This window comes from Pseudomonas sp. UTLPPB19802, assembly GCF_059730225.1.
This window is the reverse complement of the sequence record NZ_AP048545.1, coordinates 1,121,606-1,147,465: the sequence shown is the minus strand read 5'-3', so window position 1 is coordinate 1,147,465 and position 25,860 is coordinate 1,121,606. Positions and strand designations below refer to the sequence as shown.

The window sequence follows — 25,860 nt, the reverse complement described above, 5'->3', positions numbered from 1 at the left end:
CCGCCCCGAAGGGCGGTTTTTCTCAAGCGGATAGCAGGGCCGATTACAACTTCGGACCAGCCGCCTTGATCGCGTCGCTCACGTCGAACTTCTTGAAGTTCTCGATGAACAGGCCAGCCAGGGCTTTTGCCGCTTCGTCGTAGGCAGCCTTGTCAGCCCAGGTGTTGCGTGGGTTGAGCAGGCCGGTTTCGACGCCCGGTACGGCCAGCGGCACGTCCAGGTTGATGGTGTCCAGGTGCTCGGTCTCGGCACCGACCAGAGCGCCGCTCTGGATCGCGGCGATCACGCCACGGGTGGTCGGGATGTTGAAGCGCTTGCCAACGCCGTAGCCACCGCCGGTCCAGCCGGTGTTGACCAGGTAGACCTTGGAGCCGAAGCCACGGATACGCTTGATCAGCAGTTCAGCGTACTCGCCAGCCGGACGCGGGAAGAACGGCGCGCCGAAGCAGGTGGAGAAGGTCGACTTGATGCCGCCGCCCGAACCCATTTCAGTCGAACCCACCAGTGCGGTGTAGCCGGACAGGAAGTGGTAGGCCGCCTGCTCTTCGCTGAGGATCGACACTGGCGGCAGTACGCCGGTCAGGTCGCAGGTCAGGAAGATGACCGCGTTGGGCTCGCCACCGAGGTTCTTCGGTGCGCGTTTTTCGATCAGCTCGCGCGGGTAGGCCGCACGGCTGTTCTGGGTCAGGCTGCTGTCGGCGTAGTCGGCCTTCTTGTTGGCATCGAGTACGACGTTTTCCAGCACGGCGCCGTGCTGGATGGCTTTCCAGATGACTGGCTCGTTCTTCTCGGACAGGTCGATGCACTTGGCATAGCAACCACCTTCGATGTTGAACACCACGCCTTCGCCCCAACCGTGCTCGTCGTCACCGATCAGGTAGCGGCTTTCGTCAGCCGACAGGGTGGTCTTGCCGGTACCCGACAGGCCGAAGAACAGGGTCACGTCGCCCTCTTCGCCCATGTTGGCCGCGCAGTGCATCGGCAGCACGTCGACAGCCGGCAGCAGGAAGTTCTGCACCGAGAACATGGCTTTCTTCATTTCACCGGCGTAACGCATGCCGGCGATCAGCACTTTCTTGGCCGCAAAGTTGATGATCACGGTGCCATCGGAGTTGGTACCGTCGCGCTCAGGCACGCACTCGAACTCCGGAACGTTCAGGATCTGCCACTCGACCTTGGCACCGGCGTTGTACTGGCCAGCTTCAGGGTTGATGAACAGGCAACGGCCGAACAGGTTGTGCCAGGCAGTACCGGTAGTCATCTTGACCGGCAGGTAGTGCGCCGGGTCGGAGCCTACATGCACGTGGGAGACAAAACGCTCGCGCTCGCCGACGAAGGCTTCAACGCGGTTCCACAGGGCATCGAACTTGTCGGCCGGGAACTTGCGGTTGATCGGACCCCAGGCGATGGCGTCCTGAGTGGATGGCTCTTCCACGATGAAACGGTCTACCGGCGAACGACCGGTGCGGTGACCGGTACGAACTACCAGCGCGCCAGTATCGGCGAGCTCACCTTCACCACGAGCCAGGGCTTCCTTGACCAGATCATCGACACTCAGATCGGTGTACACGGCATTGTTTGCTTGCGTCATGAATTTCCCCGTCGGCCACTGGCCGAGTGCTCCAAACGTTTTGTAGTAGAAAGTCGTGCACTACTACCGTGAAAAAAGTGCGCCGGATTATGCCAGAAATGCCCAAAAAGAGTAGGGCCCTCCTGTCAGAACGCCTATTTTCCGGCGTTTGACAGGAGATTTACCTGCACTGAAACGTTTTAGTGACGAGTATCTGACGGGGTCTCGACCCCAGCACCGGCGAACAATTGCGCAATATCTGCCGCATCGAACAGATAACGCTGGTTGCAGAACTGGCAATCGATCTCGATCGCACCACCGCGCTCGGCCACCAATTGCTGGGCATCTTCCAACCCCAGGCTGACCAGGGCATTACCGGAACGCTCGCGCGAGCAACTGCAATGGAAACGCAGCGGCTGGTTTTCAAACAACCGCACGGCTTCTTCGTGATAGAGGCGATGCAGTACGGTTTCGTTGTCCAGGCCGAGCAGTTCTTCGGCTTTCAGCGTACTGGCCAGGGCGGTGATGTGCTGCCAACTGGCGGCGCGTTCCTCGTCATCCTTGATCCGGTCGGCAGGCAGTTGCTGCAGCAGCAGTCCGCGGGCACGCTGGCCGTCGGCATTGAGCCAGAAGCGGGTGCCCACCTGCTGGGACATGACGAAATAGTTGGTGAAGCAATCTGACAGGGTGTCGCCGTCGAGATCGACAATACCCTGGTAGCGCTGGCCCTTGACCGGATCGACGGTCAGCGCCAGGACGCCATCGGGCATCAGGTCAGCCAGGCTCGCGCCAGGAGCGATCTGCTCGGCGTCATAACGGGCCAGACCACGGATCTCACGCTCGCTGGAACACTCGACCATCAGCAGTGGCACCGCGCCTTCGGAACGGGCCTGGAGAATCAGCAGGCCATCGAACTTCAAGGTACCGACCAGCAGCGAGGCGGCGGCCATCAGTTCGCCGAGCAATTGCGCGACGGGCTGTGGATAGGGGTGCTTGGCGAGGACTTCAGCGTAGCTGCGCTCCAGCGACACCAGTTCGCCACGCGTATCGCTGTCATCGAAGATGAAGCGTTGGGAGTAATCGGTGTCTGGTAGATCTGACATAGGTTTCAATTCTGAAAGAAGGAATAAAGGTGTTCGACTCAGAGAATCTGAGCATTTTATGAACAAATCGGGGTTCTGACCACGCAACATGGGGGCGAATGGCTGTCAGTCAAGGATAGACAGGATTATTCGCTGCCCGCGCCGCGGAATTTGAACAGGTCCCGGCGCTGCTTCTTGGTCGGCTTGCCATCGGTGGTCAGGCCCAGGGCCCCGGCCTTGCGCTGGGCCGCCTGGGCTTCGCGCTTGGCAATGCTGGCAGCGGTCTCGGCATACAACGCCTGCGCCTCCGGAGCACCCCGACGAACGACCGACAGAGCCTGGACCACCACGGTACGCTCATCGAAGCCGGTGCGAATCAGCAGTTCGTCGCCTACCCGCGGCTCTTTCGAGGGTTTGCAGCGCTCACCCCGACAATGCACCTTGCCGCTTTCAATCGCCGTCTTGGCCAGGGCGCGGGTTTTGTAGAAGCGTGCCGCCCACAACCATTTGTCGAGTCGAACCTTGTCATCCTCTTCCGATTTTTGTGCCACGGGGATTCCTCAAACTGAAATATTGCTGAACTGTACTACCGTTGCCGTCGAAGCTGAATTTCCCTGGCCGGTCTAGAATGCCGGGTAGCCCAAGGATATTCACGACCTGCAAACAAGTCGTACAGATATCTATCGCCATTTACCGATTATTCTGCGTGAATACCGCGATTACCGCTGCCTGGCGGTTTGAGCAGGTTTCTCACCGGTTGAGCATTTTGAAGACATTTGACCATTTGACCGTTGTGGGTCTGCGCGAGTGGGTGGCGCTCCCGGATTTGGGAGTCGCGGGCCTGCGGGCAAAGATCGACACCGGCGCCAGTACCTCCAGCCTGCATGCCACCGAGATCGAGCCGTTCGAGCGCGACGGCGAGAAGTGGGTGCGTTTCACCGCCCACCTCGGCACCGTGGTGCAACTGCGCCATCGGCGCTGCGAAGCGCCCTTGCTGGCGATGAAGACCATCAAGAGTTCCAATGGCCATGCCCAGGTGCGCTATGTGATCGCTACCACCCTGGCACTCGGCGATCGGGTCTGGCAGGTGCAATTCACCCTCGCCTGCCGCAAGGCCATGCGTTATCGCCTGCTGCTCGGTTCCAAAGCCCTGGTCGACGGCCAACTGGTAGTCAATCCAGGCAGCAAATACGTCCAGGAAAAGCCGGTTTTCCCGGTTACTACTACCTCTGCCACAGGTGTTGCATGAAGATCGCTGTGCTGTCGCGTAATCCGCGTCTGTATTCCACTCGTCGCCTGGTCGAGGCCGGCGTCCAGCGTGGCCATGAAATGGTAGTGGTCGACACCCTGCGCGCCTATATGAACATCGCCAGCCACAAGCCGCAGATCCACTATCGCGGCAAGCCATTGGAAGGCTTCGACGCGGTGATTCCGCGGATCGGCGCCTCGGTGACCTTTTATGGCTGCGCGGTATTGCGCCAGTTCGAGATGATGGGCGTGTTCCCGCTCAACGAATCGGTAGCGATCGCCCGTTCACGAGACAAGCTGCGCTCGCTGCAACTGCTGTCACGCCGTGGCATCGGCCTGCCAGTGACCGGTTTCGCCCACTCGCCGGACGACATTCCCGACCTGATCGAGATGGTCAACGGCGCCCCGCTGGTGATCAAGGTACTGGAAGGCACCCAAGGCATCGGCGTGGTGCTGTGCGAAACCGCAACAGCAGCCGAGTCGGTGATCGAGGCATTCATGGGCCTCAAGCAGGACATCATGGTCCAGGAGTACATCAAGGAAGCCGGCGGTGCGGATATCCGCTGCTTCGTGGTCGGTGACAAGGTCATCGCCGCCATGAAGCGCCAGGCCAGGCCTGGCGAGTTCCGCTCCAACCTGCATCGTGGCGGCAGCGCCAGCCTGATCAAGATCACCCCGGAAGAACGCATGACCGCCCTAAGCGCCGCCAAGGTGATGGGCCTGAGCGTGGCCGGCGTGGACATCCTGCGTTCCAATCATGGCCCGCTGGTGATGGAAGTGAACTCATCGCCGGGCCTCGAAGGCATCGAGACCACCACCGGCAAGGACGTCGCGGGGATGATCATCCAGCACATCGAGAAAAATGGCGGGCCGAACATGACCCGAACCAAGGGCAAGGGCTGAAAGACCTGTTGCCGTGCGCCGCGCCTCTAGACCGCGTCGCGCGGCAGCATCAACCCCAACGGCAACCGAACCCGCGCCTCCAGGCCGCCACCGGAGCGGTTGCGCAACTCGACGTTGCCACCGTGCATCGAGGCGATCCGCTTGACGATCGCCAAGCCCAGCCCGGTGCCCTTGCCGCCCCGAGCCTTGTCGCCGCGGGTGAACGGGTTGAAGATCCCCTCCAGTTCAGCCGGGTCGATACCCGCGCCACGATCCATGACGCTCAACACCACATACGGCGCATTGGTATCGCCTGACACGTAGGCGGCCACTTCCACGGCCTCCCCGGCGTGGTTGAGCGCGTTACCGATCAGGTTGTTCAGCAGGCGCTTCATCGACACCCGCCGCAGGGGGAACGGCTGGATCGGCTGAAGCCGCATCTGTACCCGCTGTTCATTCTGATTGAAGGGTGCGACCACTTCGCGCACCAGGTCGCTGAGGTCCACCTGCTCCACTGATTCATCGCGCCCGTCGCGAATGAAGGCAAGGAACTGGTCGAGAATCGCGTCCATGTCTTCGATGTCCCGGACCATGTCCTCGCTGAGGTCGCTGTGGTCGCCCATCAGTTCCAGGGACAGGCGCAAGCGGGTCAACGGCGTGCGCAGGTCGTGGGAAACCCCGGCCAGCATCAGTTCACGTTCGCGGCCGGCCTGCTCGACATCCTCGGCCATCTGGTTGAAGGCACCGTATACCTCGGTCATCTCGCTGGGCGTGTCGCTGATCGGCAGGCGCACGCTGCGCCCCTGGCCCAGTTGCCGGGCGGCGAAGACCAGACGCTTCAATGGCTGGTTGAGCTGGCTGACGAAGATCCAGGCCGACGCCGTCGACAACAGGCCGATCGCCAGGAACCAGCCCAGCACGCTCCAGATCTTCTGTCCACGCAACGGGTGCGGATACAGCGGCACCTTCAACCAGCCGGCCCCCAGGCTCGGTGCGCGCACCCACAGCGCTGGCGGCGCGTGCATGCGCAGGCGAACCTCGGTGTCGGCGCCCAGCTCGGCCTGCATCTGGCGCTGGTAGATCTCGCTGTAGGGCCAGTGCTGCTCACCTTCCGGCACCCCGCCGCTGACCACGCGGATCAATCCCGCCGCATCGGCGATCTTGTCGCGATCATCCTCGTCGGCCGCCCAGTAGGCACGCAGGGTCAGGGCCACGCCGTGGCTGTACTGGCGATCGACCAGGACGTCCTCGTTCATCAGCAGGTAGACCAGGGTCAGTGCCTTGGAAAACAGCACCACGATGAGCACCAGCCAGAGGGTGCGCGAGAAAAAGCTTTGGGGAAACCAGACAGGGGTTTTCATAAATACGGCCGCTACATACTTTGCAGGAGCGAGCAGGCGGGCTCGCACAATTGCGGATCGCGACTTGCCCGGGCGGCTTTCGCACACCCGGGCAATTCGCTCCTACAAATCACCGGTCACTTGGTCGCGGTGCCATCCGGCACGAACACGTAACCCACGCCCCAGACGGTCTGGATGTAACGCGGCTTGGACGGATCCGGCTCGATCATCCGACGCAGGCGGGAAATCTGTACGTCGATGGAACGCTCCAGCGCATCCCACTCGCGGCCACGAGCCAGGTTCATCAGCTTGTCGCGGGTCAGCGGCTCACGGGCGTGCATCACCAGTGCCTTGAGCACGGCGAATTCGCCGGTGGTGAGCATGTGCACTTCTTCGCCACGCTTGAGTTCGCGGGTGGCGAGGGACAGTTCGTAGTCGCCGAAGGTGACGCTTTCGTCCTCGCTGCCCGGTGCGCCGGGAACCGGTGCGGACTGGCGGCGCAGTACCGCCTTGACCCGCGCCATCAGCTCGTCGGGGTTGAACGGCTTGGCCAGATAGTCGTCGGCGCCCAGTTCCAGGCCCTTGATCCGGCTCAGCTCATCGCCCTTGGCGGTCAGCATGATGATCGGCACCTGGTTGTTTGCCGCACGCAGGCGACGGCAGGCTGTCAGGCCGTCTTCACCCGGCAGCATGAGGTCGAGCACGACCAGGTTGAACACTTCACGGGACAGCAGGCGATCCATTTGCTCGGTGTTCGCCACCGCGCGGGCACGATAGCCCTTGCTGGTGAAAAAACGCTCCAGCAGGCTGCTCAACCCCGGATCGTCATCCACGATGAGAATTTTTTCGCCTTCAGCAGTTTGTGCAGTGCTGCTCATGGGTTGCTCCTTTGATCTCGGCGCGCATTATGGGGCCAGCGGCCCTCATGCGTATCCTGTGCATTGTTAGCAGATTTTTCCTCGACTACCAGCAAACACCGCTTTATGCCTACACGCGCACAATCCCCCCAAGCCCTGAACGCTGGTTATAATGCCCCGCCTTCTGCGTCAGGCAACGTCTGATCATTGCTGTTCGAAGCCATCTTTATTTTCACAGGCTCACAGCAATGTGCTGATTTCACGGGTCACAAGGTGCGCCTTTTGATCCCAAACCAGGCTCGCCCGACAGGCCCAACGGCCCGGCGCGCCTGATTTCACACTTTGTCAGGTGGTTTTATGGACAGCATCAACAGCCGCATCGCCGAAGAACTCGGCGTACGCCCGCAACAGGTCGAAGCGGCCGTCGCCCTTTTGGATGAAGGCTCGACCGTGCCTTTCATCGCCCGCTACCGGAAAGAAGTGACCGGCAGCCTGGATGACACCCAACTGCGGCATCTGGAAGAGCGCCTGCGCTACCTGCGAGAACTCGACGAGCGGCGCGCGAGCATTCTCGCCAGCATCGAGGAACAGGGCAAGCTGACCCCGGCCCTGGCCCGTGACATCCAGCTCGCCGACACCAAGACCCGCCTCGAAGACCTGTACCTGCCGTACAAGCAGAAGCGCCGCACCAAGGGCCAGATCGCCCTGGAAGCCGGCCTCGGCGAACTGGCCGACAGCCTGTTCAACGACCCGTCACTGACCCCGGAAACCGAAGCCGCGCGCTTCGTCGATGCCGAGAAAGGCTTCGCCGACACCAAGGCGGCCCTCGAAGGCGCCAAATACATCCTCATGGAGCGCTTCGCCGAAGACGCCGGCCTGCTGGAAAAGCTGCGCAACTTCCTCAAGCAGGAAGCCATCATCAGTGCCCGCGTGGTCGCCGGCAAGGAAGAGGAAGGCGCCAAGTTCCGCGACTACTTCGAACATGACGAGCCGCTCAAGAGCATGCCGTCGCACCGCGCCCTGGCGATCTTCCGTGGCCGTAACGAAGGCATTCTCGCCTCCTCGCTGAAAGTCGGCGAAGAACTGCCGGGTACCCTGCATCCGTGCGAAGGCATGATCGGCCAACACGTCGGCATCCAGAACCAGAGCCGTCCCGCCGACAAGTGGCTGGGCGAGGTGGTGCGCTGGACCTGGAAGGTCAAGCTCTATACCCACCTGGAAACCGACCTGCTGGGCGAGCTGCGCGACGGCGCGGAAACCGAGGCGATCAACGTCTTCGCCCATAACCTGCACGACCTGCTGCTGGCTGCCCCGGCCGGTCCGCGCGCCACCCTGGGCCTCGATCCGGGCCTGCGTACCGGCTGCAAGGTCGCCGTGGTGGACGCCACCGGCAAGCTGCTGGACCACGCCACCGTCTACCCGCACGTGCCGCACAACAAGTGGGACCAGACCCTGGCCATCCTCGCCGCACTGTGCGCCAAGCACTCGGTGGACCTGATCGCCATCGGCAACGGCACCGCCAGCCGCGAAACCGACAAGCTGGCCGCCGAGCTGATCAAGAAATACCCAGCCATGCGCCTGACCAAGGTCATGGTCTCCGAGGCCGGCGCATCGGTGTACTCGGCATCGGAGCTGGCTGCCCGGGAATTCCCGGACCTCGACGTGTCGATCCGTGGCGCGGTGTCCATCGCCCGCCGCCTGCAGGACCCACTGGCCGAGCTGGTGAAGATCGATCCGAAATCCATCGGCGTCGGCCAGTACCAGCACGACGTGTCGCAACTGAAGCTGGCCCGTGGCCTGGACGCGGTGGTCGAGGACTGCGTGAACGCCGTCGGCGTCGACGTCAACACCGCCTCGGTGGCCCTGCTGGCGCGGATCTCCGGCCTCAACACCACCCTGGCACAGAACATCGTCAGCCACCGTGACGAAAACGGTGCGTTCAAGACCCGCGCCGCGCTGAAGAAAGTCCCGCGCCTGGGCGAGAAGACCTTCGAACAAGCCGCCGGCTTCCTGCGCGTGATGAACGGCGACAACCCGCTGGACGCCTCCGCGGTACACCCGGAAGCCTACCCGCTGGTGCAGCGCATCGCCGCCGAGACCGACCGCGACATCCGCTCGTTGATTGGCGACAGCGGCTTCCTCAAGCGCCTGGACCCGAAGAAATTCACCGACGAGACCTTCGGCCTGCCGACCGTCACCGACATCCTCCAGGAACTCGACAAGCCGGGCCGCGACCCGCGCCCCGAGTTCAAGACCGCCGCGTTCCAGGAGGGCGTCGAAGACCTCAAGGACCTCGAACTGGGGATGATCCTCGAAGGCGTGGTGACCAACGTGACCAATTTCGGCGCCTTCGTCGACATCGGCGTTCACCAGGATGGCCTGGTGCACATCTCGGCGTTGTCCGAGAAGTTCGTCAAGGACCCGCGCGAAGCGGTGAAGGCCGGTGACGTGGTCAAGGTCAAGGTCATGGAAGTCGACATCCCGCGCAAACGCGTCGGCCTGTCGATGCGCATGAGCGACACGCCGGGCGAGAAGATCGACGGTGCCCGTGGTTCGCGTCCGGGCTCGGCTCCGCGCCAGTCGCAGAACAACGCCCCGCGCAAGGAAACCCCAGCCCCGGCGAACCACGCCATGGCGTCGCTGTTCGCCAACGCCAAGCAGTTGAAGAAGCGCTGATGGAAATCCCTGACGGCCTGACCCAGAGCGCCTTCAGCGAATTGCTCGGCTGCCGCCTGCAACGCCTGGACGCCGGCGTTGCCGAGGTGGCCCTGTCGCTGACGCCGCAACTGCGCAACCGCGGCAACGTGCTGCATGGCGGCGCGTTGTTCAGCCTGGTGGATATCACCATGGGCCTGGCCTGCTCGGCCACCCACGGCTTCGATCAGCGCAGCGCGACCATCGAGTGCAAGATCAACTACATCCGGGCGGTGGCCGAAGGCGACGTGCTGTGCACCGCCAGGGTCATCCACCCCGGTCGTCGCACCCTGGTGGTCGAGGCCGACGTGCACCAGGGCGACAAACTTGTCGCGAAAGCACAAGGCACGTTCGCAGCTCTCTAGCTGTCTCGTCTCGATTTGGGTTAATTTCGACACTGCACGCGCGGTGTCGGAATTTTCCTCCAGCGCCGTGCCCGACTCAGGGACGAAGTATTGGCGTTTTCCGACATTTACCAGGCGACAACGCCAGTTCTCAACTTCACCCTTGTAGACCGTCTTGCCCACCCCCATATTGGGGCGACCGACGCGTGAAGGAATCCAACTTGAGCGAACTTCTCAACCGCCGCCTGGCTCTGCTCGGCGAGCGCGACCACCTCTCCCTGCTCGAACAGTGCCTGCACGGCATCGAGCGCGAATGCCTGCGCGTCACCCATGAGGGTCGGCTGGCGCAGACTCCGCACCCGGAAGAACTTGGCGCGGCGCTGACCAACGAGCAAATCACCACGGACTATTCCGAGTCGCTGCTGGAGTTCATCACTCCTGCCCTGCCCGACTCGGCCGACACCCTGGAGAGCCTGGACAAGATCCATCGCTTCGCCTACAGCAAGCTCGGCAACGAGTACCTGTGGAGCCCGTCGATGCCTTGCCCGCTGCCGGCCGAGGAAGATATCCCGATCGCCTATTACGGCACCTCGAACATCGGCAAGCTCAAGTATGTGTACCGCCAGGGCCTGGCCCTGCGCTACGGCAAGACCATGCAGTGCATCGCCGGAATCCACTACAACTTCTCGCTGCCGGAGAAACTCTGGCCTGTGCTCAAGCAGGCCGAAGGCTTCACCGGCTCGGACCGCGACTACCAGTCGCTGGCCTATATCGCGCTGATCCGCAATTTCCGCCGCTACAGCTGGCTGCTGATGTACCTGTTCGGCGCTTCGCCGGCCCTCGACGCCGGTTTCCTGCGCGGCCGCTCGCACTCGCTGGAGCAATTCGACGCCGAGACGCTGTACCTGCCCTACGCCACCAGCCTGCGCATGAGCGACCTGGGTTACCAGAGCAACGCCCAGGCCGGCCTGACGCCGTGCTATAACGACCTGAGCAGCTACACCGACAGCCTGCGCAAGGCGGTGGCAACCCCTTATGCGCCGTATGTCGAGATCGGCACCCACAAGGATGGCGAGTGGGTCCAGCTCAACACCAACATCCTGCAGATCGAAAACGAGTACTACTCCAACATCCGCCCGAAACGCGTGACCTACACCGGCGAGCGGCCGATCCAGGCGCTGATGGCCCGTGGCGTGCAGTACGTCGAGGTGCGCTGCCTGGACATCAACCCGTTCCTGCCGACCGGCATCGACCTGGGCGAGGCGCGTTTCCTCAACGCCTTCCTGCTCTACTGCGCGCTGAACGACAGCCCGCAGCTCGAAAACGGCGAGTGCGGCAACGCCACCTCGAACTTCCTTGCCGTAGTCAAGGAAGGCCGCCGTCCGGGCCTGCAACTGCAGCGTGACGGCCAGGCCGTGGACATGAAGGAATGGGCCACCGAGTTGCTGGAGCGGATTGCCCCGCTGGCCGCGCTGCTGGACCAGAGCCATGGTGGTGATGCCCACAGCAAGGCGCTGGACGAGCAGATGGCGAAGATCAGGGATTCGTCCCTGACCCCGTCGGCCCGCGTGCTGGCGAGCATGACCGAGCACAAGGAAAGCTTCGCCCAGTTCTCCATGCGCCAGAGCCTGGCCCATGCCGAATACTTCCGCGGGCAGCCGCTGGCCAAGGAAGAACAGAGCGCCTTCGAGGAAAGCGCCCGCCAGTCGCTGGTCCAGCAACTGGAGCTGGAACAGAACGAGGTCGGCGATTTCGATGTATTCGTCGGGTCGTACCAGGCGAGCATCCTGGCGATCAGCAATTGACTTTGTGCCAGCAGGTCTGACGCTTTCGCGGGCAAGCCCGGCTCCTACAAGTCTGTGTCGTACACAAGAACTGCGTACGACATAACCCTGTAGGAGCCGGGCTTGCCCGCGAAGAGGCCCTCAAGAACAGCTCAAGACCTGAGGGTCAGAGCGCCTTCTCGAAGATCTTCGAATTACGCTGATAGTTGTACAGCGACGCCCGCGCACTCGGCAGGCGTTCGACACTGCTCGGGACAAACCCACGCTCGCGGAACCAATGCGCAGTCCGGGTGGTAAGGACGAACAGGGTCTTGAGCCCCAGCCCCCGGGCCCGAGCCTCGATACGTTCCAGCAGTTCATCACCGCGGCCACCATGGCGATACTCCGGGTTCACCGCCAGGCACGCCAGTTCGCCCGCCTCCGAATCGGCAATCGGATACAGCGCCGCACAGGCGATGATCATGCCTTCCCGCTCGACCACGCTGAACTGCTCGATCTCACGCTCCAGCACTTCCCGCGAACGCCGCACCAGGATGCCCTGCTCTTCCAGCGGGCTGATCAGGTCGAGCAAGCCGCCGACGTCCTCGATCGCCGCCTCGCGCACCCGTTCGAACTGCTCCTGGGCCACCAGCGTACCGCCACCGTCACGGGTGAACAGTTCGGTCAGCAGCGCGCCGTCCTCGGCGTAACTGACGATGTGGCTGCGGGCAACACCGCCGCGGCAGGCCTCGGCCGCGGCATCGAGCAGCTCGGCCTGGTAGTCGCTGCCCAGGCGTTGCAGGTGCGCTGGCACCTGCTGTGGACGCAGTTCGCGGACCAGATGACCATTTTCATCGATCAGGCCGTGATCGGCGCCGAACAGCAGGAGTTTCTCCGCACCCAGGTCGATCGCCGCACGGGTTGCGACATCTTCGCAGGCGAGGTTGAAAATTTCCCCGGTGGGCGAGTAGCCCAGCGGCGACAGCAGCACGATCGAACGCTCGTCGAGCAGGCGGTTGATGCCCTTGCGGTCGACCCGGCGCACTTCGCCGGTGTGGTGATAGTCAACGCCTTCGAGCACGCCGATCGGCCGTGCGGTCACCAGGTTGCCGCTGGCCACGCGCAGGCGCGCGCCCTGCATCGGAGAGGCGGCCATGTCCATGGACAGGCGTGCCTCGATGGCGATGCGCAAATGGCCGACCGCGTCGATCACACACTCCAGGGTCGCCGCGTCGGTAATGCGCAGGCCGTGATGGTAGTGCGGCGTCAGGCCACGCGCGGCCAGGCGGCTCTCGATCTGCGGACGCGAGCCGTGGACCAGCACCAGGCGCACACCCAGGCTGTGCAGCAGCACCAGGTCGTGGACGATATTGCCGAAGTTCGGGTGCTCGACGCCATCGCCGGGCAGCATGACGACAAAGGTGCAATCGCGGTGGGCATTGATATAGGGAGAGGCGTGGCGGAGCCAGTTAACGTATTCGGGCATAACCTGAACCTGTATAAAAAACAGCCAATGAAAAATGGGTGCAACGTGAAAACGCACAACGGGCTGTTGGTTATCGTCGGAACAGGCTTGGCGACACGCGCGCTCTCCTTATCGGTAACGGATGGTTGGGCCTGGCATTTAACGCAAGGTCGGGGCCGGGCTCAAGCAATAATGTTCAATCAGTTCGCGCAACAGCTCTACGGTAGGCTGCAAACGTGACATTTCGAGGAATTCCCCCGGTTGATGCGCACAGTCGATGTCGCCGGGGCCAAGCACCAGGGTCTCGCAACCCAGGCGCTGAAGATAAGGCGCTTCGGTACCGAACGCCACCGCTTGTGCGCGGTGCCCGGTGAGTTTTTCGGCGATGCGCACCAGTTCGGCATCGGCCACCTGTTCGAAGGGCGGAACCTCGGGGAACAACGGCGCATAGTCGATCTTCACCTGGTGCCGCTCGGCCAGAGGCTGGAGCTTGGCGCGGATCGCCGCGCGCAGCACGCTCGGGTCCATGCCCGGCAGCGGCCGCAGGTCGAATTCCAGGGCGCACTGGCCGCAGATACGGTTGGGGTTGTCACCGCCATGGATGCAACCCAGGTTCAGGGTCGGCTGCGGCACCGTGAACTGCGGGTTGTTGTACTCGCGCTGCCACTGGCCGCGCAGGCCCCGCAACTCGCCGATCACGTCGTGCATGGCTTCGAGGGCGCTGTGGCCCAGGCTCGGGTCCGACGAGTGGCCGCTGCGGCCGAGGATGTCGATGCGTTCCATCATCACGCCCTTGTGCAGGCGGATCGGCTTGAGCCCGGTCGGCTCGCCGATCACCGCTGCGCGGCCCAGCGGGCGCCCGGCCTCGGCCAGGGCACGGGCGCCGGACATCGAGCTTTCTTCGTCGCAAGTGGCGAGGATCAGCAGCGGCTGCTTGAACGGCTGGTCGAGCAACGGCCGGACCGCCTCGATCGCCAGGGCAAAGAAGCCCTTCATGTCGCAACTGCCCAGGCCGACCCAGCGGCCATCGACCTCGCTGAGCTTGAGCGGATCGGTCTGCCACAGCGCCTCGTCGAACGGCACGGTATCGCTGTGCCCGGCCAGCACCAGGCCACCGGGGCCGCTGCCGAAGCTGGCCAGCAGGTTGAACTTGCCGGGGCTGACCGGCTGGATATCGCAGGTGAAGCCCAGGTCACTCAACCAGCCGGCCAGCAGATCGATCACCGGACGGTTGCTCAGGTCCAGGCTCGGTTGGGTGCAACTGACGGAAGGGACTGCAATCAGCGCAGCGAACTGATCTTTCATCGATGGCAAAGGCATTGCGCTGACTCCCGGACTCCAAGGCGAAGCCCATCATAGAGCCATCCGGCGCCTGGAATAAACCGTCGCGACGCGTGCCGCCCGCTTGTCCTGTACACTGCATCCCCCAAGGCGGCCACTTTTTTCCCCAGGCCGCACTCCCGATCCTGGATTTTCCGGCCATGCAGAAAGAAACCGAAATCAAACTCCGCGTCAGCCGCGAAACCCTCGCCGCCCTGCGCGAGCATCCGCTCCTGAAAAAGCGCAACAAAAGCGGCTGGGAACGTCGTGAACTGACGAACCAGTATTTCGACACCCCCGAGCGCGACCTGGCCAAGGCCAAGGTTGCCCTGCGCCTGCGCCGTGACGGCGAGGAAGTGATCCAGACCCTCAAGACCCGCGGCCAGAGCGTCGCCGGCCTGTCGGAGCGCAACGAGTACGACTGGCACCTGCCCAAGGCCAAGCTGGACGTGAAGAAACTCGACGGCGAATGCTGGCCGGCGCAACTGGCCGAGCTGGACAAGAAAACCCTCAAGCCGATCTTCACCACCGACTTCATCCGCGAACGTGCCGAGATCGCCTGGGGCCGTGGCAAGGCCAAGGTGGTGATCGAAGCCGCGCTGGACCTTGGCGCCGTCATCGCCGGCAAGCAGAAGGAAGAAATCTGCGAGCTGGAACTGGAGCTGCGCGAAGGCGAGCCCGAAGCACTGCTGGAACTGGCCGCCGAACTGGCCGAGAAGCTGGCATTGATGCCCTGCGATATCAGCAAGGCCGAACGCGGCTACCGGCTGTTCGACGCCAACAGCTACTCGCTGAGCCTGCCAGTACCGCAACTGACCGCCGAGACCTCGGTGGACGATGCCTTCGCCGCACTGGCCTGGCACCTGCTCGGCAGCAGCCAGCGGTTGGCCGAGCAATACCGTTTCAACGGCCACTGGCGCCTGCTGCAGGATTGGCTGCAGCAGCTGATCGAACTGCGGGCCCTGGTCGGCAGCCTCGGCCAGGTGGCACCACGGCAATCGACCAGCGAGCTGCGCAAGGCCCTGGATGCGTTGCTGGAAGACTGGCGCCCGCTGGTCAATGCCGGCCTGGAAGACGAGGACGTGCGCAAGGCGGCGCCGGAGCAGTTCCTCGAAGAGCTGGAAGATGTGCGCTGGGGCCAGTTCTCGCTGAACACCTCGCGCTGGCTGCTGGCCCGCAGTTGGACGGTCGAGCGCGCCAACCGCGGCAACCGCCAGGGCGCCGCGCAGCTGCAGAGCTGGCTGCCACGCCTGCTGGCCGAAGAGGCCGTGGCGCTGCAGTTGGACCGCTATCAGCGGCAGCCGGAAGACCTCGCCGAACAGTTGCCACGTATCGAGCGCATCCAGGCCTGGCTGCACCTGGCTCGTGGCGTGCTGGAACTGCCGGAGCTGGATCGCCTGTTCGGCGAGCTGAACAAACTGGCACAACTGGCCGAGCTGGATATCAGCGATGAAGTGCTGGAAGCACGGGTGCAGCAGGCGCTGACCGTTTCCCAGGGCCGCGCCTGGAAAACCCTGTTGCGCCTGTAACACCAGCGCAACCCTGTGAGCAGGGCTTGCCCGCGAAGAGACCAGCAAGGTCGCCACCACCTCGCGAGCAGGCTCCGCACCTGCGCAGACCAGCAAATTTTCCTTGCAGCGGAAAATCTGGTCTACATTTGAACCTGACTAGTGCGATAAAACCTTCAGGAACACACTCAAGTCCCTTGGGTTCTATCGGCAAGACACGCAGGCGACACCTTTAAGAACACCATCGTGTGCCTGACGGCATGCAGTACGACGGCATTGTGTGATTAGCCGTATCTGTCCCCTTTCAAGATCTTCTGGAATGGTACGGATACTGTCATGCAGCCCTCAGACGACGATGATGTCAGAAACCTGATGCGCAAGTTCGGTGCCAGCACCGAGCGCTATCGGGAAATCGAAGTGGCCCGGGTCTTCACCGAAAAGCCGCTCCCCACTGCCCCTCGCGTCCCAGCGCCCACTGCCCCCGCCGAAGCAAGCCCGACACCACACGCCGCCATTGCCCCCCTGGCCGCCGAACAGCAGGCTGCATCGCCGTCCTTGCGCACACTGCTCGGCGACCTTGCCCGCCAGCGCCAGGCGCAAGCCGAGCAGCATCGGCAAATGCCCGTCATGCCCCAGGTCGCGGCGCGGGTCGTCGCGGTGGTCTCGACCCGTGGCGGCGTGGGTCGCAGCACCTTGGCCAGCCTGCTGGCGGTGCTACTCAACAGTGCCGACCGCCAGGCCCTGGTCCTCGAACTCGACCCACAGAACGCCCAGCACCAGCACCTGGGGATCTTCCCGCAGGCAACCGGCATCTGCCGCGCCAGTCTGGAACGCCGGGGCTGGCAGGACCTCGCCCAGACCGGCTATGCCAGCACTCGCCTGCTGCCCTTCGGCGAGAGCGAACCGCAACAATTGCACGCCCTCGAACGCCAACTCGAAGACGACCCGCACTGGCTCGCCCGACACCTGGCCGCGCTGGGCCTGGACCGCCACGATACGCTGATCATCGACACGCCTGCCGGCAGCAGCGTGTTCCAGGAACAGGCCCTGCACATGGCCGACCTGATCGTCGCCGTGGTCCGCCCCGATGCCGCCTCACATGCCGCGCTCGAACACCTGGTCCACGCCCTCGCCCCGCACCTGGGCGGCGAACGGCCCGCCACCTGCCGGTTCGTGATCAACGGCGTCGACAGCTCCCACGCACTGTCCGTGGACATCGCGCACATCCTCGAAAACCAGCTCAAGCCCCAACTACTCGGCAGCGTCGCCTGGGACGAGGCGATTTCCGAGGCACTGGCCTATGAGTGCAACCCGTTCGAACAGGCCGCCACCGCCCAAGGTTGCCAGGACATCCTGGCCATCGCCGACAAACTCTACGACCAATTGGAGCCACGCCTGCCATGACCTTCGAACGTCGCGTCGAACGCCTGCTCGGCACCAGCCTCAGGCGCGCCCGGCAATGGCCCGCAAACCTGCAGCGGATAATCCTGTGGGGCGCTGGACTGCTCTGCGCGCTAGTGCTGGCCGGGGTCATCAGCGCGCCGGCCAGTCTGTCCCAGCAGACCCTGCTCGGCCTGCTGCTGGTGATCGCGGCACTGGTACTGCGGCGTTTCGAGGGGCGCCTGCCGGTCATCGCGATGATCAGCCTGTCGTTGATCGCCTCGTTGCGCTACATGTACTGGCGCCTGAATGAAACCCTGGAGCTGGAGAGTTTCCACGACACCCTGTTCGGCTACACCCTGGTGGCGGCCGAGCTCTACGCGCTGGTGGTGCTGGTCTTTGGCTACGTACAAACCGCCTGGCCACTGAAGCGCCGGCCGATCCTGCTCGAGCAGGCTCCCGAGGACTGGCCGAGCGTCGATGTGTTCATCACCACAGTCAACGAATCGCTGGAGATCGTGAAGGTCACGGTATTTGCCGCACAAGGGCTGGACTGGCCCGAAGACAAGCTTCGGGTCCATGTGCTGGACGATGGTCGCCGCGAGGATTTTCGCGAATTCTGCGAAAGCGTCGGCGTGCACTACCTGACACGCGACAACAACCTGCATGCCAAGGCCGGCAATTTCAACGCGGCGCTCAAGGTCACCCACGGCGAGTACATCGCCGCCTTCGATGCCGACCACGTGCCGTCGCGCTCGTTCCTGCAGATCGGCATGGGCTGGTTCCTCAAGGACCCCAAGCTCGCGATGCTGCAGACGCCGCATTGCTTCTTCTCGCCCGACCCGTTCGAGAAGAACCTCGATACCTGGCACACGGTGCCCAACGAAGGCGAACTGTTCTACGGCCTGGTCCAGGACGGCAACGACCTGTGGAATGCCGCCATGTTCTGCGGCTCCTGCGCGCTGATGCGCCGCGCGCCGCTGCAAGCCGTCGGCGGGATGGACGAAACGACCCTGACCGAAGACGCCCACACCTCGCTCAAGCTCAACCGCGCCGGCTACAACACCGCCTACCTGGCCCTGCCCCAGGCGGCCGGCATGGCCACCGAGAACCTCTCGCGGCATATCAACCAGCGCGTGCGCTGGGCGCGCGGCATGACCCAGATCTTCCGCACCGACAACCCCATGCTCGGGCGAGGGCTGAGCCTTGGCCAGCGGATCTGCTACACCAACGCCATGCTGCACTTCTTCTACGGCTTCCCGCGCATGGTGTTTCTCACCGCGCCCCTGGCCTACCTGATCTTCGGTGCACAGATCTTCCATGCCGCGCCGTTGATGGTCGCCGCCTATGCCTTCCCGCACCTGCTGCTGGCCAACCTGACCAACTCGCGCATCCAGGGGCGGTTCCGCCACTCCTACTGGAACGAGGTCTACGAAACGGTCCTGGCCTGGTACATCCTGCCGCCGGTGCTGAAGGCGATGATCAACCCCCGTTCCGGCGACTTCAACGTCACCGACAAGGGCGGCGACCTGCATCCGGAGTTCTTCGACTGGAAGATGGCCCGCCCCTATATCGTGTTGCTGCTGCTGAACATCGCCGGCGTCCTGTTCGGAATCTACGACTACATCGGTGCCGACGACACCACCGACATCACCGTCCTGCTCAACCAGATCTGGGCGATGTACAACGTGATAGTGACCAGCGCGGCCCTGGCAGTCGCCAGCGAAAGCCGACAGATCCGCAGCGAGCCGCGGGTCGAGGCGCAGCTGCCGGTCAGCCTGCAACTGGCCGACGGCCGGCTGCTGCAAAGCACCACCCAGGACTTCTCGCAGCACGGCCTGGGACTCAGCCTGGGCGAAAACCTGTCGATTCCCCGCGGTGAACGCCTGCGAATCTCGCTGTTCCGCCACGAACAACGCTACGACTTCGATGGCACCGTGGTCTCGAGCCAAGGCCGCAACATCGGTATCCAGTTCGACCCGATGACCCTGCGCCAGCAAAGTGACCTGGTCCACCTGACCTTCGCCCGCGCCGACACCTGGGCCATGAACTGGGGCACCGGCAAGCCGGACTCGCCACTCGCCGCCCTGCGCGAAGTCAGCATGATCGGGCTGCACGGCGTTGCCGAACTGCTCAAGGCCACCGTGCGCCTGTTTCCTGCGCTGCCTGCAATCCGCCGCGCCTCCTCCCCCTCCGCCCTGGACACGCCATGATCCCGACCTTCTCAGTTGGCAGCGTGGGACGCTGCACCCGTTATGCCCTGGCACTGCTGGCCTGTGGCAGTCTTTTCCCCGCCATCGGCAGCGCGTTGCCGCAGGCCGAGGTCCACGGCAACGCGGCCACTACGTTGGCTGCCAGCCCCCAACCGCAGGCGAGCCCCGGTAATAGCTACAGCCTGAGCTTCAAGCAGCTCGGGCGCCGCGACCCGATGTACCTGCGGGGAGTCGAGTCCACCGACAGCGCCGATTTCGGCATCCGCACCGACCAGGTCGTCACCGGCGTGCAGCTGGTGCTGCGCTTCAGCTATTCGCCGTCGATGCTGCCCGAGCTGTCGCAGCTCAACGTGCTGGTCAACGACAAGGTCGCCGCCAGCCTGCCGCTGCCGAAGGAAGAGGCCGGCAACGACCTGGAGAAAGTGATCGAGATTCCGGCACGGCTGATCACCGACTTCAACCGGCTCGACCTGCAGTTGATCGGCCACTACACCATGCAGTGCGAAGACCCCTTGCATTCGAGCCTGTGGGCCAGGGTCAGCAATGACAGCCAGTTGAACATCCAGTACTCGCCGATCGCCTTGAAGAACGACCTGGCGCTATTGCCCACGCCGTTCTTCGATCGTCATGACGCCCGCCCCTTGAGGCTGCCGTTTGTTTTCGACGCAACCCCAAGCCCGGCCAAACTGGAGGCCGCCGCGGCGCTGTCGTCCAAGTTCGGTGCGTTGGCCAGCTATCGAACCGCGACCTTCCCGGCCAGTATCGGCCAGTTGCCCGCCAAGGGTAACGCGATCGTACTGGTCACGCGGCGCGACACCCTGCCCCTCGGCGAACTGTCGGGCAACCCGGCCACCGGCCCCAGCGTCAGCATGATGACCAACCCCAACGACCCCTACGGCAAGCTGCTGGTGATCAGCGGGCGCAACGATGCCGAACTCAAGACCGCCGCCCTCGCCGTTGCCCTGGGCAGCAAGGCGATGTCCGGGGCAACGGCGCTGATCGATCGGCTCGACCCGGTGCCGGTACGGGTTCCCTACGATGCCCCGAACTGGCTGCCGGCCGACCGGCCGGTCAAGCTCGGCGAACTGGTCGATGCCCAGCAATTGCATGTATCCGGCTACAGCCCGCGGGAAATCATCATTCCCCTGCGCCTGCCACCGGACCTCTACGAATGGCGCAACCGGGGCGCGCCGCTACAGCTCAAGTATCGCTACACGCCCCAACAGTTCTCGACCAACTCGGCCCTGCTGGTGCACCTCAACGATCATTTGATCCGCTCGATGCAACTGCCGTCGGTGCCCAATCTCAATGGCGAGCCGCAGTGGCTGGAGTGGCTGAAGAAGGACGACAGCCTGCCGCGCGAAGCCAGCATGTACCTGCCCCTGGACATCTCCACCTTCAAGGCCCAGTTGCAGTTGCGCTACATGTACGACTACGTCAAGCAGGGCGAATGCCGCGACGTCATCGTCGAAGACATGCGCGGCCAGATCGAATCGGACTCGACCCTCGACCTCAGCGGCCTGAACCACTACACGCCAATGCCCGACCTGGCCAAGTTCCGCGACAGTGGCTTTCCCTTCACCCGTCTCGCCGACCTCTCGGAAACCGCCGTGGTCATCCCCGACAACCTCGGCCCCGAAGTGCTGGGCGCCTACCTCACCGTGTTCGGCCGCTTCGGCGACTCCACCGGCTACCCGACCACCGGGGTACAGGTGATCCAGGCCCGCGACATCGAGGCGATCAGCGACAAGGATGTGCTGGTGCTGGCCTCCGGCGCCGACCAGCCATTGCTCAAGCTCTGGGCCGACTCGCTGCCGGCGCGCAGCGAAAGCAGCCATCACTTCTTCGACCTGAGTGACCTGGCGTTGCGCATCCACGACTGGTTCAGCCCCGACACCGAGGCGGCAATCCGCAAAACTCGCAGCGCCCTGGCCTGGTCGGGCAGCGGTACGCCGTACCTGGCCGGCTTCGAGTCGCCACTGAGAAGCGGGCGCAGCGTGGTGGTGATCGCCAGCAGCGAACCGGCCCGGCTTCAAGAGATAACCGCGGCGATGATCGGCGGCGATGACTACAAGGAACAGATCCAGGGCCGCCTGGCGGTGGTCCAGGACAAGCAGGTCACCAGCCTCACCGCCGACCAGCCGTATTACGTCGGGCACCTGGGCTGGTTCCGTCACCTGCAATTGCTGCTGTCGCGGCATGTCGGCTGGCTGCTGTTCAGCGTGCTGCTCGGCTTCGCCCTGCTTTGCGCACTGATTTTCCTGGGCCTGCGGGCCCAGGCCAAGCGGCGGCTGGCATGAGCCGGCTGGCGAGGCGCACGAGCCTGCGCCACGGCCTGCCTCTGGCGGTGCTGCTTGCCCTGGGCAGCAACACCGCCCGGGCCGATGACCCGCAGGCGCAACTGATCGAGCAGGGCCGCTACTGGCAGACCCAACACAATCCCGACCGGGCCATGGACGCCTGGAACAAACTGCTGCTGCTCGCCCCCGACCAGCCCGAAGCGCTGTATGGCCTGGGCCTTGGCAACGTGCAGCTCAAGCGCCCGGACGAAGCGCGCAAGTACCTCACCCGCCTGCAGGCGTTGGTGCCGCCGCCGCGCCAGGCGCAGCAACTGGAGCAGGACATCGCTCTGGGCAACGACGAACAGGCGCAATTGCTGAATCGGGCGCGGCAACTGGTCGATGGCAACAAGTACGACGAAGCCGTGAAGGTCTACCAGCAATTGTTCAACGGCCGCCAGCCCCAGGGCGACCTGGCTCGCGAGTACTACTTCCTGCTGGGCTACACCCGTGGCGGCGAACAGCAATCGCGCGCCGGGCTCGAACGGCTGCTGCGCGAACACCCCGACGACCGCGCCGCAGCGTTGTTCCTGGCCAAGCACATGGTGCGCAATCTCGATACCCGTGCAGAAGGCATCCGCCGCCTGGCCGTCCTGGCCAAGGACAAGGATGTCGGCAGCGACGCCAACGAGACCTGGCGCTTCGCCCTGACCTGGATCGGCCCACCGGCGCCGGCACAAGTGCCGCTGTTCGAGCAGTTTCTCGCCGCCCATCCGGACGACAAGGAAATCCGCGAGCTGATGAACAAGGGCAAGGCCCTCACCCACACCAGTACCGCGAAAGCCGCGGCCTGGCGCCGTGATCCGCAGGACGCCCGCGGCCTGCAGGCCCTCGAGACCGGCGACCTGGTCGCCGCCGAGCAGGCGTTCCAGGCCCGCCTCCAGGAAAAGCCCGACGACCCCGACGCGCTGGGCGGCCTGGGCATCGTGCGACAGAAGCAGGATCGCCTGGACGAAGCCGAGGACCTGCTGGTCCGCGCCACCCGCCAACCCGCCGGACAGCCCTGGCGACAGGCGCTGGACAACGTCCGTTACTGGCGGCTGATGGCCGGCGCGACCGCTGCCCAGAAAGCCGGGCGCCCGGACCAGGCCCGCAGGATGATCGAACAGGCCACCCGCCAGAACCCCGGACAACCGACCAGCCAGGTGGCGCTGGCCAACCTGCAGGCGCAAGAGGGACAACTGGCGAAAGCCGAGGCCGCCTATCGGCGTATCCTCGCCAGTCATCGCGACGATCCCCAGGCCCTTACAGGCCTGATCGGCGTGCTGACGCAGCAGGGCAAGGCCGATGAAGCACTGAAACTGATCGACTCGCTGTCACCGGCCACCCAGGCACGACTGAACTCGGAGGTTTCCGTCCGCTCGCTGCGCGCCACCCAGGTGGCTCGGGTAGCCGAACAACGCGGCGACTTGAAGGCCGCCGAACAAGCCTATCGGCGGGCGCTGGTCGACGACCCCGGCAATGCCTGGACCCGCTTCGCCCTGGCCCGGATCTACCTCGGCCAGGGCCGGCCGCAGGCCGCCCGCGACCAGATCAACGACTTGCTCAAGCGCCACCCCGACCAGCCCGACGCGCTCTATACCCGTACCCTGCTGGCCGCGCAGCTGGGCGAATGGCAGGACGCCCAGGCCAGCCTGGCGCGCATCCCACCGGCCCGACGCAGCCGGGAAATGGATGAGTTCGGCAAGGAGATCGCCCTGCATGTGCAGACCGAGGCCGCCGTCGCCAACCTGCGCCGCGGCCAGCGCCGAGAGGCCCAGGCGCTGCTTGAGCGCAGCCAGGCGCTGACCGGCGGCAAGCCCGAACGCGTGACGATCCTGGCCTCGGCCTATATCGACGCCGGCCAGCCGCAACAGGGCGTGGCTCTGATGCGCGACCTGATGGAGCGCTCGCCCAGCCCCACCAGCAAGCTGCAGTTGCTCTACGCCGACATTCTGTTCAGGGCCGACCAGGACAACGACGCCGCCGACATCCTGCGCAACCTGCAGGGCGCACGCCTGAACGACAGCGATCGCCGCCACTACGCCGCCCTGGTGAAACTCTACCGGATCAAGCAGGCCGACCAGTTGCGCGAGAAAGGCAACCTGGTCGCCGCCTACGACATGCTCAAGCCGATCCTGCGCCAGTCGCCCCGCGATCCCCAGGCGAACGCAGCCCTGGCGCGGATGTACAGCGCCAGCGGCAACAACGCCAAGGCCATGGCGCTGTACAAGCCGTTGCTGGAGAACGACCCACGCAATGCCGACCTGCAACTGAGCGTCGCCAGCCTGGCCGCCCAGGCCCATGATAACCGTCGCGCCGACCAGGCCCTCAAGACCGCCCTGGCACTCAAGCCAGGCGTGCCCAAGGTACTGACCAGCGCCGCCACGACCTACCGGGCCATGGGCAAGAGCGCCGAAGCCGCCGACCTGCTGCGCCAGGCCGTGGCCATCGAAGGCAGCCAGCGCCGCGCCGGCCCGGCACTCGATAGCGCCGACAGTGACAACCCGTTCCTCGACCTGCCGGGCCAACCACGCCGGGTTGCCTCCCGCGATGAAGACCCCTTGTACTCCGGCAGTGAAGCGGCCGACACGATGCCAGCCGATCCATCCCTCGCACCCACGCTCTACAGCCACGGTGATAGCGGTCTGGATGATGACCCGGGACTGGCCGGTAACCCCTTCTCCAGTGGTCGGCGATCGGGTGAAGCAGAGCGCGAGGATCTGAGCCCGGCACAACTGGCGCTGAACGAAATCCTTCAGGAGCGCAGCGCCTACATCGCCCAGGGCCTGAGCGTGCGCAGCAACAACAATGAATCGGGGCTGAGCAAATTGACCGACGTCGAGGCCCCGTTCGAAGCCAGCATGCCAGCCGGCGACAACCGGGTCGCACTGCGGGTGACGCCGGTGTCCCTGCACGCCGGTAGCGTCCGCGACTACAGCCTCGGCCGCTTCGGCAGCGGCCTGCCCAGCGGCTCGCCCGGCTCGCAGCAAGCCAGTGGCGTCGGGCTGGCAGTCGCCGTGGAAAGCCCACCCCACGGGATCAAGGCAGATATCGGGGTCAGTCCCGTGGGCTTCAACTACAACACGGTGATTGGCGGCATCAGCCTCGAACAGCCGCTGGTCTCCAGCCCGAACATGCACTACAGCATCGCGCTGTCACGGCGGCCGGTCACCGATAGCCTGGCCTCCTTCGCTGGTGCCAAGGATCGTCGTACCGGCGTCAGCTGGGGCGGCGTGACCGCAAACGGCGGGCGTGCGCTGCTCGGTTATGACGACCAGGAAGTCGGCCTGTATGGCTATGGCGCCCTGCACAAGCTGGTCGGCAACAATGTCGAGTCCAACACCCGCGCCGAACTGGGCGCCGGCATCTACTGGTACCTCGACAACCAGCCCGACGACAAGCTGACCGTGGGCCTGAGCAGCATGCTGCTGTCCTATGAAAACAACCAGGGTTTCTTCACCTACGGCCATGGCGGCTACTTCAGCCCGCAGACCTTTTTCTCGGTGGCCGTACCGGTCAGTTGGTCGCAGCGCACCGAGCGCTTCAGCTATCGGCTCAACGGCGCGCTGGGGGTCCAGTACATCGACCAGCGCGGCGCCGACTATTTTCCCGGCCACCGCGCCGAGCAGACCGCCAACGACCTTTCATATCCGGGCAAGAGCAGCACCGGCGTCGGCTACAACCTGAATGTGGCGGGCGAGTACCGGCTCGGCTCGAACCTGCTGCTGGGCGGCGAACTGGGGCTGGACAACGCCCAGGACTATCGTGAGGTCACCGCCGGGGTGTACCTGCGCTACCTGTTCGAGAAGATGACCGGGCCCATGGCCTTGCCGGTCAGTCCGTACCGTTCGCCCTACTCCAACTGATTTACGG

At 64.3% G+C, this 25,860-nt stretch carries 17 protein-coding genes; 10 read left to right on the top strand and 7 right to left on the bottom strand.

Translation table 11 applies throughout. The annotated features are described in order from the left end of the window. Positions 1 to 43 precede the first annotated feature (43 nt). From AC6I6U_RS05135 to AC6I6U_RS05125, 3 genes are all read right to left on the bottom strand, one after another. Positions 44 to 1,591 (bottom strand): phosphoenolpyruvate carboxykinase, encoded by a 1,548-nt coding sequence (locus AC6I6U_RS05135; RefSeq protein WP_497880957.1) that lies wholly within the window; start codon positions 1,589 to 1,591, stop codon positions 44 to 46. A 179-nt stretch (positions 1,592 to 1,770) separates the two neighbouring features. After that, the gene (gene hslO / locus AC6I6U_RS05130) at positions 1,771 to 2,673 is read right to left on the bottom strand and encodes an Hsp33 family molecular chaperone HslO (protein WP_497880956.1); all 903 of its coding nucleotides are present in this window, start codon (positions 2,671 to 2,673) and stop codon (positions 1,771 to 1,773) included. Positions 2,674 to 2,798: 125 nt separating this feature from the next. Next, on the bottom strand, positions 2,799 to 3,203 hold the full coding sequence (locus AC6I6U_RS05125) for an RNA-binding S4 domain-containing protein (RefSeq protein ID WP_497880955.1): 405 nt from the start codon (positions 3,201 to 3,203) through the stop codon (positions 2,799 to 2,801). A 215-nt stretch (positions 3,204 to 3,418) separates the two neighbouring features. Here AC6I6U_RS05125 and rimB point away from each other — a divergent pair, with 215 nt between their 5' ends. Beyond that, a complete protein-coding gene (gene rimB / locus AC6I6U_RS05120) occupies positions 3,419 to 3,901 on the top strand; it encodes a retropepsin-like aspartic endopeptidase RimB (RefSeq protein ID WP_497880954.1) in 483 nt (160 codons plus the stop codon). Beyond that, positions 3,898 to 4,803 carry a 30S ribosomal protein S6--L-glutamate ligase gene (rimK, locus tag AC6I6U_RS05115; RefSeq protein WP_017903280.1) on the top strand — a complete coding sequence of 302 codons (906 nt, stop codon included), beginning with the start codon at positions 3,898 to 3,900 and terminating at the stop codon, positions 4,801 to 4,803. The genes rimB and rimK overlap by 4 nt, the downstream gene beginning before the upstream one ends. Before the next feature lie 26 nt (positions 4,804 to 4,829). Here the strand turns inward: rimK and AC6I6U_RS05110 are convergent, their stop codons facing one another. Both AC6I6U_RS05110 and ompR read right to left on the bottom strand, forming a co-directional pair. After that, positions 4,830 to 6,143 carry an ATP-binding protein gene (locus tag AC6I6U_RS05110; RefSeq protein ID WP_497880953.1) on the bottom strand — a complete coding sequence of 438 codons (1,314 nt, stop codon included), beginning with the start codon at positions 6,141 to 6,143 and terminating at the stop codon, positions 4,830 to 4,832. A 116-nt stretch (positions 6,144 to 6,259) separates the two neighbouring features. Continuing rightward, positions 6,260 to 7,000 (bottom strand): osmolarity response regulator transcription factor OmpR, encoded by a 741-nt coding sequence (gene ompR, locus AC6I6U_RS05105; protein ID WP_497880952.1) that lies wholly within the window; start codon positions 6,998 to 7,000, stop codon positions 6,260 to 6,262. Positions 7,001 to 7,336: 336 nt separating this feature from the next. Between ompR and AC6I6U_RS05100 the strand changes: the two genes are divergently transcribed. The 3 genes from AC6I6U_RS05100 to gshA all read left to right on the top strand — a co-directional run bounded on the left by AC6I6U_RS05100 (position 7,337) and on the right by gshA (position 11,822). Next, positions 7,337 to 9,655, top strand: coding sequence for a Tex family protein (locus AC6I6U_RS05100; protein WP_497880951.1), 2,319 nt, complete (start codon positions 7,337 to 7,339; stop codon positions 9,653 to 9,655). After that, positions 9,655 to 10,038 carry a PaaI family thioesterase gene (locus AC6I6U_RS05095; protein ID WP_497880950.1) on the top strand — a complete coding sequence of 128 codons (384 nt, stop codon included), beginning with the start codon at positions 9,655 to 9,657 and terminating at the stop codon, positions 10,036 to 10,038. The genes AC6I6U_RS05100 and AC6I6U_RS05095 overlap by 1 nt, the downstream gene beginning before the upstream one ends. Positions 10,039 to 10,238: 200 nt before the next feature. Beyond that, the gene (gshA, locus tag AC6I6U_RS05090) at positions 10,239 to 11,822 is read left to right on the top strand and encodes a glutamate--cysteine ligase (protein WP_497880949.1); all 1,584 of its coding nucleotides are present in this window, start codon (positions 10,239 to 10,241) and stop codon (positions 11,820 to 11,822) included. 145 nt (positions 11,823 to 11,967) lie between these two features. Here the strand turns inward: gshA and argA are convergent, their stop codons facing one another. Next, entirely contained in the window at positions 11,968 to 13,266 is a 1,299-nt protein-coding gene (gene argA, locus AC6I6U_RS05085) for an amino-acid N-acetyltransferase (RefSeq protein ID WP_497880948.1), read from the bottom strand. 138 nt (positions 13,267 to 13,404) lie between these two features. Further along, a complete protein-coding gene (gene argE / locus AC6I6U_RS05080) occupies positions 13,405 to 14,565 on the bottom strand; it encodes an acetylornithine deacetylase (protein ID WP_497880947.1) in 1,161 nt (386 codons plus the stop codon). 161 nt (positions 14,566 to 14,726) lie between these two features. Here argE and AC6I6U_RS05075 point away from each other — a divergent pair, with 161 nt between their 5' ends. From AC6I6U_RS05075 to AC6I6U_RS05055, 5 genes are all read left to right on the top strand, one after another. Further along, positions 14,727 to 16,094, top strand: a complete 1,368-nt coding sequence (locus AC6I6U_RS05075; protein ID WP_497880946.1) for a CYTH domain-containing protein — start codon at positions 14,727 to 14,729, stop codon at positions 16,092 to 16,094. Positions 16,095 to 16,409: 315 nt separating this feature from the next. Beyond that, positions 16,410 to 17,477: a cellulose biosynthesis protein BcsQ gene (gene bcsQ / locus AC6I6U_RS05070; RefSeq protein ID WP_497880945.1), complete on the top strand. Its 1,068-nt coding sequence runs from the start codon at positions 16,410 to 16,412 to the stop codon at positions 17,475 to 17,477. Continuing rightward, complete coding sequence (bcsA, locus tag AC6I6U_RS05065) at positions 17,474 to 19,666, top strand: UDP-forming cellulose synthase catalytic subunit (RefSeq protein WP_497880944.1); 2,193 nt, start codon at positions 17,474 to 17,476, stop codon at positions 19,664 to 19,666. The genes bcsQ and bcsA overlap by 4 nt, the downstream gene beginning before the upstream one ends. Continuing rightward, positions 19,663 to 21,966, top strand: a complete 2,304-nt coding sequence (bcsB, locus tag AC6I6U_RS05060; protein ID WP_497880943.1) for a cellulose biosynthesis cyclic di-GMP-binding regulatory protein BcsB — start codon at positions 19,663 to 19,665, stop codon at positions 21,964 to 21,966. Before bcsA ends, bcsB begins: the two co-directional genes overlap by 4 nt. Next, positions 21,963 to 25,853, top strand: coding sequence for a cellulose synthase subunit BcsC-related outer membrane protein (locus AC6I6U_RS05055; RefSeq protein ID WP_497880942.1), 3,891 nt, complete (start codon positions 21,963 to 21,965; stop codon positions 25,851 to 25,853). The genes bcsB and AC6I6U_RS05055 overlap by 4 nt, the downstream gene beginning before the upstream one ends. Positions 25,854 to 25,860: the final 7 nt, after the last annotated feature.

Excerpts from the sequence above, each read along its gene's own strand:
- AC6I6U_RS05135 (WP_497880957.1), bottom strand. The coding sequence starts at position 1,591 with ATGACGCAAGCAAACAATGCCGTGTACACCGATCTGAGTGTCGATGAT.
- hslO (WP_497880956.1), bottom strand. The coding sequence starts at position 2,673 with ATGTCAGATCTACCAGACACCGATTACTCCCAACGCTTCATCTTCGAT.
- rimK (WP_017903280.1), top strand. The coding sequence starts at position 3,898 with ATGAAGATCGCTGTGCTGTCGCGTAATCCGCGTCTGTATTCCACTCGT.
- AC6I6U_RS05110 (WP_497880953.1), bottom strand. The coding sequence starts at position 6,143 with ATGAAAACCCCTGTCTGGTTTCCCCAAAGCTTTTTCTCGCGCACCCTC.
- ompR (WP_497880952.1), bottom strand. The coding sequence starts at position 7,000 with ATGAGCAGCACTGCACAAACTGCTGAAGGCGAAAAAATTCTCATCGTG.
- AC6I6U_RS05100 (WP_497880951.1), top strand. The coding sequence starts at position 7,337 with ATGGACAGCATCAACAGCCGCATCGCCGAAGAACTCGGCGTACGCCCG.
- AC6I6U_RS05095 (WP_497880950.1), top strand. The coding sequence starts at position 9,655 with ATGGAAATCCCTGACGGCCTGACCCAGAGCGCCTTCAGCGAATTGCTC.
- argA (WP_497880948.1), bottom strand. The coding sequence starts at position 13,266 with ATGCCCGAATACGTTAACTGGCTCCGCCACGCCTCTCCCTATATCAAT.
- argE (WP_497880947.1), bottom strand. The coding sequence starts at position 14,565 with ATGCCTTTGCCATCGATGAAAGATCAGTTCGCTGCGCTGATTGCAGTC.
- AC6I6U_RS05075 (WP_497880946.1), top strand. The coding sequence starts at position 14,727 with ATGCAGAAAGAAACCGAAATCAAACTCCGCGTCAGCCGCGAAACCCTC.
- bcsQ (WP_497880945.1), top strand. The coding sequence starts at position 16,410 with ATGCAGCCCTCAGACGACGATGATGTCAGAAACCTGATGCGCAAGTTC.
- bcsA (WP_497880944.1), top strand. The coding sequence starts at position 17,474 with ATGACCTTCGAACGTCGCGTCGAACGCCTGCTCGGCACCAGCCTCAGG.
- bcsB (WP_497880943.1), top strand. The coding sequence starts at position 19,663 with ATGATCCCGACCTTCTCAGTTGGCAGCGTGGGACGCTGCACCCGTTAT.
- AC6I6U_RS05055 (WP_497880942.1), top strand. The coding sequence starts at position 21,963 with ATGAGCCGGCTGGCGAGGCGCACGAGCCTGCGCCACGGCCTGCCTCTG.